At 67.9% G+C, this 15,234-nt stretch carries 15 protein-coding genes and 5 pseudogenes; 13 read left to right on the top strand and 7 right to left on the bottom strand.

What is annotated here, in order from left to right:
• Nucleotides 1-210 precede the first annotated feature (210 nt).
• Nucleotides 211-933 (top strand): hypothetical protein, encoded by a 723-nt coding sequence (locus tag OG456_RS46735; RefSeq protein ID WP_266571189.1) that lies wholly within the window; start codon nucleotides 211-213, stop codon nucleotides 931-933.
• A gap of 216 nt (nucleotides 934-1,149) precedes the next feature.
• On the opposite strand, the gene OG456_RS46730 is transcribed toward OG456_RS46735, so the two are convergent.
• The 3 genes from OG456_RS46730 to OG456_RS46720 form a co-directional block, all read right to left on the bottom strand.
• Nucleotides 1,150-1,896, bottom strand: a complete 747-nt coding sequence (locus OG456_RS46730; protein WP_266571188.1) for a hypothetical protein — start codon at nucleotides 1,894-1,896, stop codon at nucleotides 1,150-1,152.
• Entirely contained in the window at nucleotides 1,889-2,479 is a 591-nt protein-coding gene (locus OG456_RS46725) for an RNA polymerase sigma factor (RefSeq protein ID WP_266571187.1), read from the bottom strand. The genes OG456_RS46730 and OG456_RS46725 overlap by 8 nt, the downstream gene beginning before the upstream one ends.
• Before the next feature lie 169 nt (nucleotides 2,480-2,648).
• Nucleotides 2,649-2,843, bottom strand: coding sequence for a hypothetical protein (locus OG456_RS46720; RefSeq protein ID WP_266571186.1), 195 nt, complete (start codon nucleotides 2,841-2,843; stop codon nucleotides 2,649-2,651).
• A 552-nt stretch (nucleotides 2,844-3,395) separates the two neighbouring features.
• Here OG456_RS46720 and OG456_RS46715 point away from each other — a divergent pair.
• Both OG456_RS46715 and OG456_RS46710 read left to right on the top strand, forming a co-directional pair.
• Nucleotides 3,396-4,582 (top strand): annotated as a pseudogene (locus tag OG456_RS46715) (RNA-guided endonuclease InsQ/TnpB family protein); the annotation flags it as partial.
• 391 nt (nucleotides 4,583-4,973) lie between these two features.
• Nucleotides 4,974-5,597 (top strand): hypothetical protein, encoded by a 624-nt coding sequence (locus tag OG456_RS46710; protein ID WP_266571185.1) that lies wholly within the window; start codon nucleotides 4,974-4,976, stop codon nucleotides 5,595-5,597.
• 313 nt (nucleotides 5,598-5,910) lie between these two features.
• Here OG456_RS46710 and OG456_RS46705 read toward each other — a convergent pair.
• Nucleotides 5,911-6,180: pseudogene (locus OG456_RS46705) on the bottom strand (IS630 family transposase); the annotation flags it as partial.
• 15 nt (nucleotides 6,181-6,195) lie between these two features.
• Here OG456_RS46705 and OG456_RS46700 point away from each other — a divergent pair.
• The 5 genes and pseudogenes from OG456_RS46700 to OG456_RS46680 all read left to right on the top strand — a co-directional run.
• Nucleotides 6,196-6,372 (top strand): annotated as a pseudogene (locus tag OG456_RS46700) (IS630 family transposase); the annotation flags it as partial.
• Between the two features lie 1,075 nt (nucleotides 6,373-7,447).
• Nucleotides 7,448-7,741, top strand: coding sequence for a hypothetical protein (locus tag OG456_RS46695; RefSeq protein ID WP_266571184.1), 294 nt, complete (start codon nucleotides 7,448-7,450; stop codon nucleotides 7,739-7,741).
• Nucleotides 7,738-7,923 (top strand): hypothetical protein, encoded by a 186-nt coding sequence (locus OG456_RS46690; protein WP_266571183.1) that lies wholly within the window; start codon nucleotides 7,738-7,740, stop codon nucleotides 7,921-7,923. The genes OG456_RS46695 and OG456_RS46690 overlap by 4 nt, the downstream gene beginning before the upstream one ends.
• 123 nt (nucleotides 7,924-8,046) lie before the next feature.
• Nucleotides 8,047-8,673: a hypothetical protein gene (locus OG456_RS46685; RefSeq protein ID WP_266571182.1), complete on the top strand. Its 627-nt coding sequence runs from the start codon at nucleotides 8,047-8,049 to the stop codon at nucleotides 8,671-8,673.
• Nucleotides 8,674-9,111: 438 nt separating this feature from the next.
• A complete protein-coding gene (locus OG456_RS46680; protein WP_266571181.1) occupies nucleotides 9,112-9,594 on the top strand; it encodes a hypothetical protein in 483 nt (160 codons plus the stop codon).
• Between the two features lie 330 nt (nucleotides 9,595-9,924).
• On the opposite strand, the gene OG456_RS46675 is transcribed toward OG456_RS46680, so the two are convergent.
• Nucleotides 9,925-10,932: an NAD(P)H-binding protein gene (locus OG456_RS46675; protein WP_266571180.1), complete on the bottom strand. Its 1,008-nt coding sequence runs from the start codon at nucleotides 10,930-10,932 to the stop codon at nucleotides 9,925-9,927.
• 123 nt (nucleotides 10,933-11,055) lie between these two features.
• Between OG456_RS46675 and OG456_RS46670 the strand changes: the two genes are divergently transcribed.
• The gene (locus OG456_RS46670) at nucleotides 11,056-11,199 is read left to right on the top strand and encodes a hypothetical protein (protein ID WP_266571179.1); all 144 of its coding nucleotides are present in this window, start codon (nucleotides 11,056-11,058) and stop codon (nucleotides 11,197-11,199) included.
• 233 nt (nucleotides 11,200-11,432) lie between these two features.
• Here OG456_RS46670 and OG456_RS46665 read toward each other — a convergent pair whose 3' ends face one another.
• Nucleotides 11,433-12,152, bottom strand: a complete 720-nt coding sequence (locus OG456_RS46665) for a TetR/AcrR family transcriptional regulator (protein ID WP_266571178.1) — start codon at nucleotides 12,150-12,152, stop codon at nucleotides 11,433-11,435.
• 129 nt (nucleotides 12,153-12,281) lie between these two features.
• On the opposite strand from OG456_RS46665, the gene OG456_RS46660 reads away from it, so the two are divergent.
• From OG456_RS46660 to OG456_RS46650, 3 genes and pseudogenes are all read left to right on the top strand, one after another.
• Nucleotides 12,282-12,959: an SDR family oxidoreductase gene (locus OG456_RS46660; protein ID WP_266571177.1), complete on the top strand. Its 678-nt coding sequence runs from the start codon at nucleotides 12,282-12,284 to the stop codon at nucleotides 12,957-12,959.
• 262 nt (nucleotides 12,960-13,221) lie between these two features.
• Nucleotides 13,222-13,641: pseudogene (locus OG456_RS46655) on the top strand (IS21 family transposase); the annotation flags it as partial.
• Nucleotides 13,642-13,648: 7 nt separating this feature from the next.
• Nucleotides 13,649-13,765 (top strand): annotated as a pseudogene (locus tag OG456_RS46650) (TetR family transcriptional regulator); the annotation flags it as partial.
• 8 nt (nucleotides 13,766-13,773) lie between these two features.
• Here the strand turns inward: OG456_RS46650 and OG456_RS46645 are convergent.
• Nucleotides 13,774-14,349, bottom strand: a complete 576-nt coding sequence (locus OG456_RS46645) for an ATP-binding protein (RefSeq protein WP_353963583.1) — start codon at nucleotides 14,347-14,349, stop codon at nucleotides 13,774-13,776.
• Between the two features lie 188 nt (nucleotides 14,350-14,537).
• On the opposite strand from OG456_RS46645, the gene OG456_RS46640 reads away from it, so the two are divergent.
• Nucleotides 14,538-15,137 (top strand): TetR/AcrR family transcriptional regulator, encoded by a 600-nt coding sequence (locus OG456_RS46640; RefSeq protein ID WP_266570991.1) that lies wholly within the window; start codon nucleotides 14,538-14,540, stop codon nucleotides 15,135-15,137.
• Nucleotides 15,138-15,234 lie beyond the last annotated feature (97 nt).

The following is a 15,234-nucleotide window of genomic DNA, read 5'->3' as shown; positions in this document are numbered from 1 at the left end:
CATGGGACTTGTCGTGCTGTGCATTCGAGTTGGCGGGCCGGGTCAGCGGTGCCGAACAGTGATCAGGCCGGCTTGAGGCCACCGCGTGCGCGTCGGCGCCTGCGCGATCGTGTGATGTGATGTCCGCGGTTCAGGGCGCGGGCACTCGCGACGAGGGCGGGGACGCAATGAAGGGGGCGGGGCGCAGTGTCGGGGAGGCAGGGCATTCCAGTGACGATCGCCAGTGCCCAACGACTGCTGGTCCGTGCGCTGACCCGCGAGTCGATCCGAGCCCGACAGTTGCTGGCTGCAGGGGAATGGCGCCCCGGCGCGGAGGACACCGACGCGGCGGCCAAGGTCCTTGCCCGCCTCAACGCCCCGCTTCCCACCCGCGGGGCCGGCAGTGCACGGGCGCGGGCCATGGATCGAGACCGGCGGCTCCAGCGGATCTGGCGCACCGCAGTTCACCACCTCGACGCAGGTGCAGTCAGTCCGCCGGCCGCCGCCCTTCTGGCCGCTGTCGCTCGCGCCCTCCTGCCGTGGTTCGCCGCCCCGAATCCGCCGGCCGCTGCGGCTCCGCGCTACCCGATTCCCCAGGACACGGCGGACGGCTTGCCGGTTCCGCCGACCGAGGCGGGCGAAGCCCTCCTACCCGACTTGATCGCGCTGTTCGCCGCACTGGCGGCCCCGCGTTCGTCAGGGACCAGCTCGCGCACGCCCGCAGCCGTTCCCTGGCAGGTCCAGTACGCGGGCCGACTCCGGCACTACGAGAGACCGGCCCACGACGTGTGGACGGCAGACACTGTTCGCTGCTCCAAGTGTGCGAATGCGGACGGCCCTTGGACAGTGGCCTGTGACTGGCATCAGGTAACCCTGGGCTGTCCGTGCGGGCTGGTGACCGACCGGCACGGCCTCACCTTCTCTGAAGTCTTCCTCGTTCTGCCGGACATGTGAGCGGGGGCGTCACCTGCCGCTACTACAGCCGACCCTACGGGCCAGTCCGAGAAACCGTCACTCAGGCCCGGCTGGATGCGTTCCCTTGTCCGCACCGCCGGCGTCGGCCTCATGCGCGGGATCCCCACGACCGCGGGCGGCGCGGTCGTCACCGGCGTTCTGTGGTGGATGCAGCGGCGGTGTCGGCGGTGTTGAGCAGGACACCGACAGTCAGGGCTACCCTGCCCCGAAGTGTGCGGTGGCGAGCACCGTGCCGTCGGCGGAGGTCAGGCGGGCGCCGGAGAGCGTGGTCGGGTTCACGGAGGCCGGGGCTCCCCAGTAGCCGTAGCCGTGGTGCAGGGTGAAGGTACCGACGCGTACGGTGCTGCCGTCCTTGTGTACCAACACGCAGGAGATCTTCCCGCCGTACATGTTGCCGGCGTCCGCGAGGTCAACGGACATGTAGACCCAGGTCGGCGGCCCGCGGTGGAGGTAGATCTCGCCGACCGGCCCCCGGCCGTGCCCTACCGTGGTCAACTGCGCATGCAGCATTCCGGCGCCGACCTCGGCGGGACGGGAAGGAGCGGCCGCCTCATTCGAAAGAACCGTGCCGACGGTCCAGCCGCCGAACCCGAAGGCCAGCGCGAGCGCGGCCGCCGCGGCCGCGAGCCGCATTCGGGCACGGCTGCGGAACCCCTTGCGAGGGAGGAGCCCCCGGCCGTGCAGGCGGCTGCGGTCGTCATGTGCCGCCGCCTGGTGCAGCCGCCGCGCCACCCGGGTTTCGAACCCGGCCGGCGGCTCGCTGCCCGGCAGCAGACCGAGCAGACCGTCGCCGACGAGGGTCAGCTGCTCGATGTACTCCCGGCAGTCCGCGCAGCGGTCCAGATGCTCCACTGCCCCGGCCCGCTGGCGGCCCGGGAGGACGCCCAGAGCCAGCTCGGCGCCGATCTCCCGCAGCTGTTCGCAGGTCACGTCATTACCCATGGTCGCCTCGCTTCGGAGACACGAGCGTGGACCGCAGCTTTCCCATGGCGGTCCTGATCCGTGTCTTGGCCGTGCCCAGCGGGATCTGCTCCACATCGGCGATCTGCTGGCCCGTCATCCCGTAGATGCCCGCCATCACCAGAGCCCGGCCCTGTTCGCGCGGCAGCCGCGCCACGGCGGAACGCAGGGCCGCCGATGCCTCGTCGGCCAGGGCCAGCTGCTCAGGCGTAGCGGTGTCGGTCACGACGTCGAGGAGCGTGTCGAGGTCTTCAGGGGCCACGGGCACCGGTCGGCGCGCTCGGGCGACGTCGATGGCGAGGTTGTGCGCGATGGCCGTCAGCCATGTCGTCACCGATCCACGGCGGGAGTCGTAGATCTGCGCGTGCCGCCACGCCCGCTCGAACGTCTGCTGGGAGACGTCCTCGGCGAGCTGTGGATCGCCGAGGACTGCGATGGCGACGCCGAAGACGGTGTGCTGGAACCGCCGCACGAAGGTGGCGGCGAGCTCGGGGTCGCCCGTTGCCAGCCCGGACAGCAGAGCCTCGTCCGGGAGGCGGCCGACCGGGAACCGAAACCTCTGCATACCTGGATATACGGTCCGCCCCGGCTGACGGATTGCCAGGCGGCCACGGAAGATCACCCTCACATTCTCTCCCGATCCCGCCGCCGCATCCACGGGCCGAGGCGGTCCCTCCCCTGGCGGCGCAGGCGGACATCACCCTTCGGTTCCTGCGGCGCTGTCATCTGCCCGGTCATCTGCCCGCGGGCACCTTCCTGCGCAACGGGGCGGAGGGTGCGTGCGCCGACCGAGTGCCGTACCAGGCGAAGAAGGCGACCAGGTACACGCCTTCAGCGATGATCGACAAGACTCCGTACGGGTGGTCCCAGCCCTGTTCGTGGTAGCCGGGCAGCCCGATGGTGCGCGAGAGGGCGAAGCCAAGGATCATGCCAGCGCTGACCAGCGCCGGCCCACCATGCCGTTACGGAGTTCCGTAGCGCCAGGGCGCCGGCGGTGAGGAGCAGGGCCACGCCGCCGGCAATGAACAGGATTCCTATGTACAACGTCTCCGCAAGGTGTTCGGGGGCGATGACGAGGTGGACCACGGCGCTGAGTAGCGCGCAGCAGACGGCAACCCTTGTCGGCGTTGCGGCGGCGGAACAGGAAGACATCAGATCTCCTGACCAGGAACCGCCGACGGCAGACCAACGCCGCGCAGGTGCGCCTGCGGGTGGGACTCGGATGGGGACGTAGACGCCGACGGGAACTGTTGGGCTGGGGCCGCTGGGCGTCAGCCCGGGCCGACGAGCCGGCTTCATCGTTTCTCCTTCGTGGATACCCCGGGCTTTGGCCGGGGGAGGAAATGGAGCTCCCGCGTGAGCGGGGCTGGGAAAGCGGATTCGCCGCCAGGGCGGATCGGCGTACATCGAAACCGCTGGCGAGGGAGACCGCACAGAGCAATGGGGCTCAACTGTCAGTCCTTCCAGGTAGGTTCCGATGCATGACGACAGATGCGACCACGCAGGGGGCCGGCTATTGCCGGTACACCTACCGTGTGCGTGTGTCGGTGTCGGCCCGCACTGCGCTTGAAGCTGAGTGGGACCGGGCGCGTTGGGTGTGGAATGAGTGCGTCGCCAAGTCCAAGGCCGTCCACGTGCACAACCGGGCGAGTGGCGAGAAGGCGACGTGTGGGCCGGTCCAGCTTGCGGCGATGCTGACCGAGGCCCGATCGCGTACGCCGTGGCTGGCCGATGGTGCCTGTGTTCCTCAGCAGCAGCTGATACGCGACTTCGGTAAGTCGCGTGCGAAGGCCCTCAAGGACATCAAGGCGCGGTTGCCGGTGCGGCAGCGGGCCGGGATGCCGAGGTACAAGAAGAAGCGGGAAGCGCTGCCCACCCTCGAGTACACCAAGCGGGGGTTCCGTCTCAAGGACGGCCGTCTGCATCTGGCCGGCCAGATCGTGGTGCGGCCGGTGTGGTCGCGCGTGCTGCCCGGGCCGCCCTCGTCGGTGCGCGTGTACCGCGATGCGGTGGGGCACTGGTGGGCGTCGTTCGTTGTCCCCGCACAGGCCGAGAAGCTGCCCGCGACCGGTCGCGTGATCGGAATCGACTGGGGCGTGAAGGAGACCGCGACCACCACGTCCGACGACCACGACCTTCCGCATTGCCAGCACGGGCGGAGCGCCGCGCAGAAACTTGCCCGCTATCAGCGGATGATGGCCCGGCGCCGCCCTGCGAAGGGACAGGCCGGATCGAAGGGATACCGCGAGGCAAAGCGACAGGCAGAGGGCGAAACTGCACCGCAAGGTCGCGGCCCAGCGGCAGGACACGGGCCGCAAGTGGGCCAAGAAGGTCGTCCGTGACCACGACGCCTTGGCCATCGAGGACTTCAAGCCGAAGTTCCTTGCGAAGTCGACCATGGCCAGGAAAGCAGCAGATGCCGCGATCGGCGCCACCAAGGCGGCGCTTGTCGAGATGGCCAGGAAGCACGGCCGGACCATCCATCTGGTACACCCCGCGCACACCACGATGGACTGCGCGCAGTGCGGAGCGAGAACCAAGCACGCACTACCTCTTTCGATGCGAACGTATGCCTGCACCGCATGCGGAGCCGTCTCGCCGAGAGACAAGAACTCCGCCCGTGTGATGCTGGTCCGGGCTGGTCTTCAACCCGGCTAGTGCTGATCGTGTAAGACCTGCACCCCCGCCGGGGGACAGGCGACGTGAGCTAGGAATCCCCCTCGTTTACAAGGGGGAGGAGTCAAGTGAGGTATACGCGACGGGGGCTGGCAAACGGTTCATGATCAGCCATGAAGCCGGGCCGACTTCACTTCTCCTTCGGATAAATCATGAACTTATTTCGAGGCAGCGGCGTATATCCATAGACAAACCCATTACGGGATACGGTCCAAGTCCCCTGCACGGTGGGGTGAGTGGCCGAACGATCCGCACAAGGCCGCGCGGTGGGACGAAAATCCCCTCGGTAACGAGACGGCTGAGGTGAGCACGCGGCTATTTCGTCTCATGTTCCGCTACACCTATTCCTCTGCAGCGATGTTCAACTAAGGAGGGCCGCAACCATGAGCGCCCCCATCCTTCGTCGTGGTGCCGCCGTCGTGGTGGCGAGCGCCATCGCCGGTACCGCCGGTGTTGCCCTGGCCGGTCCGGCCGCCGCCGCCCCGGCCCCCAAGGGGCACCGGGTGATCGTGGTCGTCGAGCGGGGTCACGAATTCTGCCGCTTCGGCCACCGGACGGTCGTCATCATCGTGAAGAAGGACCACGGCCGAGTCATCGTCATCCGCAAGATCGTGCGGTGTGACGTCCGCCGGCACAACGACTTCTTCTTCCGGCACCACTTCGTCAAGCACGTCGAATTCCGCCGAGCCCACCGGTTCAACGTCGACAACAACCGCGTCCACGTCATCCTGCCGAAGACACCGATGCGCGTCACCATCACGGCGCCACGCGTCACCACACCGACCACGTCGCCGCAGGTGTCGGTACGGACCGGGCCGACACGGGTCTCCGTGCACACGGTCCCCGCACAGCCCAACGCGGTCGGCCCCAGTCATGTGAGCATCTCCGGCGGCTCTGCCGGCGTGGGGGCAGGCAACACCAGCAGTGCCGGCACCGGTGGCATCAACGTCGGATCAGGCGCGAGCGATGTCAGCGTCGGTTCCGGTGGCATCTCCGCCCGCGGATAGCCGGGGATGGAGACCATCCGAGGACATCGCTGGAGGCCGCATGGCGGGCGAATCTGCCCCGCGGCGGGCGGTATTCCGATCGAGGACCCGACCGCCCGGCCGCAGCATGTCCTCGCCGACGATGTCCGGTACAGCCTCCGCGCCCTCTCGAGGTTGAAGCAGGCAAAGGCGCGGCCGTCATCGAACGCAAGGCGGCGTTGCTGGAACGTATCGCCGTCGAGGACGGGCGCCCGGAGTGCGCACAACAGGCTGACGAAGCCCGCGCTTATGCGGCAGTCCTACGTCAGGGAGCCGCCCTAGTAGACCGTCGTAGCTAATTTTTGGGATAAAGGTGACGTAGTTTGATGCGTGCGTCGTGGGTGGTGAACTGCCAGTCCACCTGACGTTGGTCGGCGTTGGTGGCGTTCTGCCAGGCTGTGAGTTCGGTGTTGAGGATGTCGAGGTCGTTGATCCGGCGGTCGAGACATTGCCGGGTCAGCGCGGAGAGTTCGATCTCGGCGATGTTGAGCCATGACCCGTGTTTGGGCGTGTGGTGGATCTCGAGGCGTTGGGCCAGCGCGAAGGCCTCTTCTGGTTCGAAGGCCGCTGCGGAACGTGCTCAATCTTCGTGTGGGTCGAACCCCTGCGCGGGTGGCGTCGAGTTCAGGCACTGTCCCAGCGGACCCGGATCGACTGGGCCGGCCAGATCAAACAGCTGCTGAGCGTGGATTACCCCGACGCCGAGGCCGTGGTGCTGGTGATGGACAACCTCAACACCCACACCATCGCCTCACTGACGCCGACCGCGCGTGTTGGCCCTTCGAGCCCCAGCCGGAACTACCCAGGAACTTCCGGCGCGGGACACTCCCAAGAGCTTCGTGATCGAGGCGAAGGCAACCGGCTGCTGACCCAGGCCCTCACACCCCACAGCATCACCCGGTCGCAGGCCGAGGTGCTGCGACGCTAGCTGCAGACGCACGGCATCTTGAGCCTCAACGGGCTCGGACAGCTCCTGGTGTGCGAGAGCGGCACCAACCAACCCCACTCGGCTGGTCGAACGCGTCGTCGCGGCCGGGCTGGTCGAGCCGGCAGGTCTGGGCGGACGGTCGGTGCGCTACCAGGTCGGGGTCGATCTCCGCCGGGACACAACGGTCACGGTCTGTATGTACCGGTCGCCTTAGCCCGGGTTGCGGGCGGCGCAGGGGAGCGGCTCGGCGCCATCCCGGAGCGTCGACGAGAACCGGCAGGGCGCGCGGCCTCGACGGGCGCAGGCGGCCCGGTGCCGACGGGGGTGCAGCACCGGGCCTGCTCGAACCGTACTCGCTGGGCGGCCGTGGGCGGCGCAGCGTCACGGTGTCCGCGTTGCGGCTGCAGGCGGTGACTGCGTGGCGTCCGGGGGACCTGCCAGGCGGTCAGGTGGGTCCCGTACAGGGGGGTGCGGGCCAGGTCTGCGCGGCGGCCGGCCCCCTGCGGTTCAGACGGGCAGGCCGTAGTTGTCGGCCGTAGGTGAGGCAGGCGGCTCATGATCTGTCGGGGCGAATTGTGTGCCCGAGATCTTTGAGTTCGTCGGAGGCCGTCACGTGCGGGAGTGGTAGCACTTGGGAGATGGCCTTGATGTTTTGCCCATGAGACGCCCCGAGCTGCGGACGGAACGTGGAGACGACACTGCCGGCGCTGACTTCGGCGAGTGGCGAGTGGCGAGTGGCGAGTGGCGAGCGGTCACGGCTGAACGGCAGCCGGCCAAAGCTGTCGCGTGATCGGTCGGAGACCATCGCCCTTGTCGGCGATGCCAACTGGCTCCGTCGTTGGTCTTGTCGATGAGGAAGCCGCGATTCGGCGACAGCCCGCCGCGGCACTCGTAGGATGCCTGGATGCCTAAGCTGATACGGATGAGCCGCCGCGCGTGGGTTGCCGCGTGGGCGGTGCTGTGCGCGGCCGGCCTCGCCGCCACCGCCAATCTGAACGCCTCTTCGGCACCGGACCCGCAGCCTGAGAAGTCCGTCAGTGCCGAGTGCGCCGAGCGCATCGCGGACATCGAGACGCACCTGGCCAAGGCCAAGCAGGAAGGCAAGGGAGACGGAGTGCTGGTCTTCTCGCGAGTTCAGGTCGGCGCCGAGGACGACTGCCGTGACGATCTCCGCAACCACTTCCGTGGCGATCAGTGAGCCGGGGTACCTGGCTCGCCGCGATGGCAGCGCTGACCTTCGTCGGTGTCGGGGCGATCATTGCCGTGGGCGCCACGTCGGAACCGAAGCCGCAGCCCACGCAGCCGCGGGTGTACTCCTCCTGTCTGGCGGCCGACACCAAGCCGGTATCTGCAGACGACGACCCGTGCGACGGCCGCTGAGGAAAAGGAACAGACAGCTCACCAGCCCACCCGGCGCGCCAGATACGGTCCAGCCGTCTGCGCTGGGCAAGCTTCTCCTGCGCGTCGATGACGAGGTTGATGGTCACCACGTAGGTCCGTTCCTTGGCGTCCCGCTTCCGGGCGTTGATCAGGTCTTCTGCGGCCCACTTTCGGCGGATCGCTTCATCGTCGAAGTCGCGTGCCATGGGCGGATCAGCGCGCGAATTGGTCTGGTTGGATTCGGATATGGGCAACGGTAGACACGAGGAATCAGGTCTCTTCAAGAGCACCTGGAGCGACGCGGACTTCGAGTCGATGGGGTGGCATGACGCCACCATCCACGGCTTGTCCGTGCAGCCGACCAATGACATCCTGCCGCGTCTTCTCCTTGACCTCGACTACATCGTCCGCTGGGTTCACCCGGTCCCGCCCGCAACACACTTTTCGTTCTGGGTCTCTCCGGCGACCCTCGTCTTCGAAGACGTCTTCGACCTTCAGGGCGACCTCGACTTCAAGGGTCTGGCTCTGGACTTGGAGGTCGACAGAGTGCACCGGCTGGTGCCGGACGATGCCCGCCCGAACTTTTCGCACTGCCCGCTCTGGCACATCGAAGGCCACGCGTTCGAGTTGAAGTTCCGGTCCTCCGGCTTCCGTCAGTACTTCCGGCAGACCCCGAGGCTCGTATCCCGGCAGGCATTGCCCTATGTCGAACGCGGGGGTTGTGCCTTCACCGAGCTTGGCTTCAGCTGACTTGTGACCTCCCGAGCCCTCGGTCAACGTTCAGCACGGCAGCCGTGTCGACACGGCCTGGGCGGGTCAGATCTCCAACGCGGTCTCAGAGTTGGAAAAGCACGAAGTGGCCCGGCCTCTCCTCACTGACTTCTTTGCCAAGCTGTTGGCTACTTGATGTGCGGAGCGGTTATCCACCACGCCGGCGTCGTGCGCTTGCCGGTCCGCGGTGAACAGACGTCGTTGTCAGTGGCGGCTGGAATACTCTGCCGACGCCCGGTATTGCCGGGACGGTCAGGACTTCGCGGTGGCACTGCCCAAGCCGCCATTGAGGAGCAGGAGTACTGCCCGAGGGCCGGGTTCCGTGGTGAGCACTGTGGTTGGGAAGGGAAGCGCACCGTGCCGACGCGCCAGAGGAAGGAGGTTCTGCGCAGGACCTCCTCCAGGGTTCTGTCGTGGGTGACGACGGTGGGTTTCGGCTTGGTGGCGGTCGGCCTGATCATCAGTCTCACCTACATCCCCGACGGTGGGCCGGCGTCGGGCGTGGCCGCTTGTTTCTTCACCATCGCGTTCTGCCGACGTCTTTTTGGCTCACGCATCGTGCTGGGCTCGTCCGGCGTGACGGTGGTCAACCCGTTGATCACTTACCAAGTGCCGTACACAGCGATCGGGGAGGTACGGGGCGGCAATGGAGGAACGCTGAACCTGGTCACATGGACAGGGGACGAGATCTGCTCCACTGCATTCGGCGGGTCGATCACCGACTACGTCGTGGGATCCACGGAGCGCGCCGCTGACCGCATCGAGAAGCGGGTAAAGACAAGGCGCACGAGCACACAACAGGGCCTGGTGGAGAAGAAGTTCACGACCTCTTGGATAGCTGACTTCTGCGCAGTGGGGGGTGTCGTATGCGTGATCCTCGCGGGTGCCCTGGGAATCTGAGACCTCCCCGCCCAGGTCGAGCAGCCCCGAGGGCTGCAGAGGTAGACGATCTCGGTGCCCCACCCCCGCCGTGCCCCGTACACCAGACCAACGGCCCGTGGTGAGCCACATCTTCCAGCGGCCCCGCTTCCACATCGAGCTGCGCCGCGCTACCCGGGTATGAGGTTCCCCCGGCGTGTGGGAGGTGCTGATCGCCGCACGTGGCGCTGCTGTGTGGACTGCGGGGCGTGAGTCACGCGTCCCTGCCACCCCATAGCGGGTGTCTGGACGGAGGAGCCAACCCAGCAGCCAGCCGGGCACTACCTCCAAGCCCGGTCCTGTAGGGCCGGGTCAAGCTGACTGAGTGAACAGCTCGGGGTTCTTGCGGACGAAATCGGCGACTCCTGCAGCGGGCCGCCCGGCGACCTCTGCCATGCCGTCTGCCTGGCGGTCATAGCGGCCGGCCACGTGTAGGCGAGCCATGGTGGAGATGTGCTGGAGGACATGGTCCGGCAGCCCCAGCGCCCCGAGATCGTTGTCGAGCCATTCCTGCAACGGGACGTCGGTGTAGCCGACCTTGCGGTGCAAAGCATCGGAAATCTCCGTGGCCAAAGCGGCGATGTCCTGTGATCGGGGACCCGTCAGCTCATAGGTCCGGCCGATGTGCCCGGCCGGATCGGCCAGAATCTCCTCGACGACCGCGGCAACGTCACCGGCCGCGATCGGGGAGGTTTTCGCCTTGCCGAAGGGCCACCTGATGGTGCCGTCCTTGGCGATCGAGGAAAACACGGTCTGGAAGAGCGGGTTCTCCATGAAGACGGTGGGCCTGACCTGGACCACGGGCAGGCCTGACCAGTCGAGAACCTGCTCGACCAGCCACTGCTGACGATGCTGATGCGACTCGGAGCCGCTGGTGGCGTCCATCTCGGAGACGGTCAGCTGCGACATGTTCACGAACGCCTCCAGCCTTCCGTAGGCGCGCGCGACCGTCGCTGTGGTCACGGCGGCCAGCAGATACTGATCCGACACGGCCATGCCGAAATACATCCGACCGCAGCCGTCGAGGGCGTCGGCGACATCACGGGCACGCGTCAGATCTCCGACCACGACTTCGGCACCCGTCGCGCGCAGCGCCTTGGCACGGTCGTCATCCAGGCGCACCAGAGCACGGACCCGGAGGCCCCGGCGCCGTAGACCTTGGACCACGGTCCTGCCGACGGCCCCGACGCTGCCCGCGGCACCGGTCACCAGAATGGGCCGCATACCTGCTTCCGGGCTGTAGTCCATGGCGGCAGCCTGCGGCCCGCACGGCCAGGGCGCAACCGGGGTGACGTCCAGCCCCGGCGAAGCGATCGGCATGCGTCCAAGGTCTGACCCGCTCGCCCATCCCCTCGCCCGCCGCCACTCCCGGGCACGCGGGGCAATGAGCCCGACGCATCCGCGGCAGTGCCGCAACCAGCGGCTAGGAGCGCAGCTCATGCCGTGCCGCCAGACTACGTGGCTGGCGATCTCACCGGCGCCGAACTCAGCGAGACCCTCGACGTCCTCGAACGCCTCGAAACCAACCTCGCCACCCACATCAGTGACGCCGAATCATCTTCGCCCGCCTGTGCATCCGACGCCTGACCGGGCGATCGACAATCGACCGTTGGACGAACACACCCCAGTACCGGCGTTATTGACCTTGGCCAGTGCCGTTCTCACCCAGGAGAAGGAAACATCGACGGAGCCCGGGGCGACACAGGGCACCGTCATCTCGCTGCGCCCGGCCGCTGTTCGGGGCCCCGATCGCGAGTGTGCTCCGAGGCGCTGATCGGCACCCGTACGCCGCGGCCGTCGTCGGGCCACGGGTCGGTCGCTCAGCGCCGCTTCCCGGTCTCGGGGGAGGTGACGCCGTGGCTGGCGCGGCGCATGGCCTCGTACAGCGCGGCGTCCTCCGGCGGGTCCGGGAGCGGGCCGCGGGCGGGGGCCTGGAAGGACTGGATCATCCATGCCACGAGGCGGCGCCAGGCGTCCGGGGCGGCGTCGCCGGTGGCGCTGAGGATGCCGGCGTTGGCCATCAGCAGCAGGACGAGATCCCGGCTGGTGAAGTCCTCGCGCAGCTGCCCGCTGTCCTTGGCGCGGCCGATGAGTTCGAGGAAGCCCTGGTACGCCTGGGCGCGGAGTGCTTCCAGGGCCTGGGCGCCGGGGAAGCTCATGGTCAGGATGTCGGCGAAGCCGCGGTCGGCGGCCTGCATCGCACAGACTTCCTGGATGTAGCCGGTGAAGCCGTGCCACGGGTCAGGGTCGGCCAGGGCCTCGGCGGTGGCCTGCGCGTATGCCTCCATGCGGTCGGAGAAGACCGCGACGACCAGCTCCTCCTTGGTGGGGAAGTGGCGGAAGAGGGTGGCGATCCCTACCTCCGCCTCCCGCGCGACCGAGGCCATCGATGCGTTCAGTCCGTCGCGACCGAACACTGCGCGCGCGGCGGCGATGATCCGTCCCCGGTTGCGCTCCGCGTCGCTGCGCTTTGGCTGGGCTGCGGAGTCGGCGGTGCTGCCGGTACCGGTGCGGTTGGCGTGCTGGTCTCGGGGGTTCATGCCGATCAGGCTAGCAAACCGGAAAGCCCTATCCGATTCCCGTGTTACGCTCGATCGATAACCGGATAGGGCTTTCCGGATCAAAAACGGATAGCCCTATCCATCTCTATCTCCAGGAAAGGCCCCCTCATGCCCACCATCGCCATCGTCGGCGCCGGCCCCCAGCTCGGTCTCGCCATTGCGCGCACGTTCGCCACCCACGGCTACGACGTCGCGCTGATCGCCCGCAACCGCGCCAGGCTCGACGACCTGGTCGGCGAACTGACCGCCGAAGGCATCACCGCCGCCGCGTTCCCCGCCGACGTCCTCGACCGCGACGCGCTCACCCAGGCGCTCAAGGATGCAGCCGCCCACTTCGGCGGCATCGACGTCCTGGAGTACTCCCCGGTCGGCGGCTTCGACTCGACCGTCCTGACCACCCCGAGCGCGACCGACCCCTCGCATGTGCAGCACGAGATGGAGTTCCAGCTCTACGGAGCGATCGCCGCCACTCGCGCGGTGCTGCCCGCGATGCGGGAGGCCGGTGCGGGCACCCTGCTGTACACCACCGGCGCTGGCTCCATCGACCCGGTGCCGCAGGTCGCCAACGTCAACGCTGCCGCGGCGGCGCTGCGCAACTGGGCGATCAACCTGCACAAGGAGCTGGACGGAACCGGCGTCCAGGCTGCCCATGTCGGCATCGACGTGTCGATCGGAATGTCGGTCGTCCCCGGCTTCCCGACCGCCGAGCCTGAGGAGATCTCCCCGGTCTACTGGGAGCTGCACACCACTCGCCGCGACCAGGCCGAGCTGGTCTTCAGTCGCTGACACCCCACCGGCCTCCCGGCCGCCTGTTCCCCGAATCCAGGTCGTGCCGTGGCGTGCTCCATCGCGGCACGACCACTGGGGGTACATGATCTTCCGCGTCCTCGCCGCGTGCGCGGAGCGTGCAGCCGCAGGTCAGGTCAGGTCAGGTCGTGCCGGGGCGGCTGAGGCGGACCATCGCGCGGTACAGGGCGGTGGGCGGGGCGCGTCGGGCAACGGGAGGAGCGGAGCATGTGTGCGCGACGAGGCGGCGCCAGGTGCGCAGTGGGTCGACCCGCGCTCCGGGAAACGGCACCGGGTCTGGGCGTTCGTGACGGTGCTGCCGTGCTTGCGGCACATGTTCGTGCGCCCGGTGATCCATCTGGACCGATACGCCTGGACCGAGGCCCACGTCGCGGCCTTTGACTTCTTCGGCGGTGTCCCGCGCCGGTTGGTGCCGGACAACCTCAAGACCGGGGTGGACAAGCCCGACCTCTACGACCGGAAAATCAACAAGGCTTATGCCGAACTGGCCACCCACTACGGCGCGTTGGTGGATCTGGCACGGGCAGCGAAGCCGAAGGACAAACCAAGGGGCGAGCGGCCCTATGTCCGGGACTCGTTCTGGCGCGGGAGGGCGTTCGTCTCGCTGGAACACATGCAGGCCGAGGCGGCGACGTGGAGCCGCCAGGTCGCCGGCCAGCGGCAGTTCCGGCCTCGGCAACTTCACCGTTGGCGAGGTCGCAGCCCGCGCGGGCGTGGCCGACAGCAGCATCTACCGCCGGTGGGGCAGCCTGGAAACCCTGCTTACCGACGTGGCGCTCACCCAAAGGCCCCCTCAGGCTGCCGTCATCACACTCCTTGCCCCTCTCTCAGTCCGATTCCGGTCTTCGGCTTGCAGTTCGAACCAGATGGTTTTGCCGGTTGCTGTCCGAATGTTGCCCCAGGCATCCGCGAGCAGGTCGAGGAGTTCGGTGCCGCGGCCGCCTTCCGCGTCCAGGTCGATGACGTTGCGTACGGGGCCGGCGGGCTCGGTGTCCTCGACCTCGCACAGCAGGCGAGAGTGGCGCAGGCGCAGGTTGAGCCTGAGCGGGCCCTGGGTGTGACGCAGGGCGTTGGTGACCAGTTCGCTGACCAGGAGCTCGGCGGTGTCGACCAGTTCGTCCAGGGCCCAGTCGTCCAGCTGCGCGGTCACCAGATGCCGGGCTCGGCTCGCCGAGGTCAGTTCTCGTTGCAGGGGCCAGGAGGCGTCCCAGGCGGTGGCGCGGCCACGGGGCGCGTCCAGCGGTTTCAGTGGTGCCAGCATGCGGGACCACAGAGCCCACTGCCTGGCAGCCCACGAGGGTGCGGCGGCGCGAGAGGACCGGTCTCCTCGGCGGGAGGCGGCAGAGCGGCCGATGGCCTGGATGGCCATGGGGATCAGTCCCTTCTGAGCCTGCGGCGGACGGTCCGCCTGTGTACGCCGGCCGGGTGTGACGCCCGGTTCGTGTAGCAGGTGCTACACGCAAATATACACGTAATGCCTGCTACGGTAAAGGTCTATACAAAAGACGTAAAACGGACAGCCGTAGTGTCGCCGCCTTAACACATCTGGGAGCCTGCATGCCTCGCCCGCCCGATCCGGCCAAGCGACGTGACCTTCTCGACCGGGTCCGTAAGTACGTGATGCGCAACGGGCTCACGGAACTCTCCCTGCGCCCCCTGGCCAGGGCCCTGGGGACCAGTGACCGCATGCTCCTGTACTACTTCGGCACCAAGGAGCGGATGGTCGCCGAGGCGCTTTCCGTCTATGAGGGCCGGCCCCTGCTGCGCAGCCGCGACCTGGTGGAGGCCGTCGGCTCGCCCACGGACCCGTCGGGCCTGCGCCGCTTCATGGAGGAGGTGTGGCGACAGTTCAGTGCCCCCGACGTACGCGCCTCACTCCCGCTCTACCTCGAGATCATGAGTGCCAGCGTGCTGCACCCGGACCGCTACGGGCCCGTCATGCGTGACCTTGTCACCGGATGGACGGACCTGCTCACCTCCGTCTTCCGGGACCTTGGCATGACCCAGGCCCGGGCCCGGACGCAGGCCACTCTCCTGACCGACGCCTGCTTCGGCCTCCTGATCGCCCCTCTGGCGGACGGCGACTGGGGACGGGCCGACAGCGCCTTCCGCTCCCTCCTCGACAGCCTGGAACCCGGATGGCAAGCCACGGCCTGACTCTGTTCGACGTGCTGCTCCAGGATCGTGGGGTCCTCAGGCGGCGAGCACGCTCATGCCGTCCGTGGTCCTGAAGTCTCGGCCAACATTCGTAAGC

Source organism: Streptomyces sp. NBC_01446 (genome assembly GCF_026340095.1).
Lineage (GTDB): Bacteria > Actinomycetota > Actinomycetes > Streptomycetales > Streptomycetaceae > Streptomyces > Streptomyces aureus.
The sequence above is the reverse complement of the archived record's forward strand: the minus strand, read 5'-3'. Positions and strand labels throughout refer to the sequence as shown.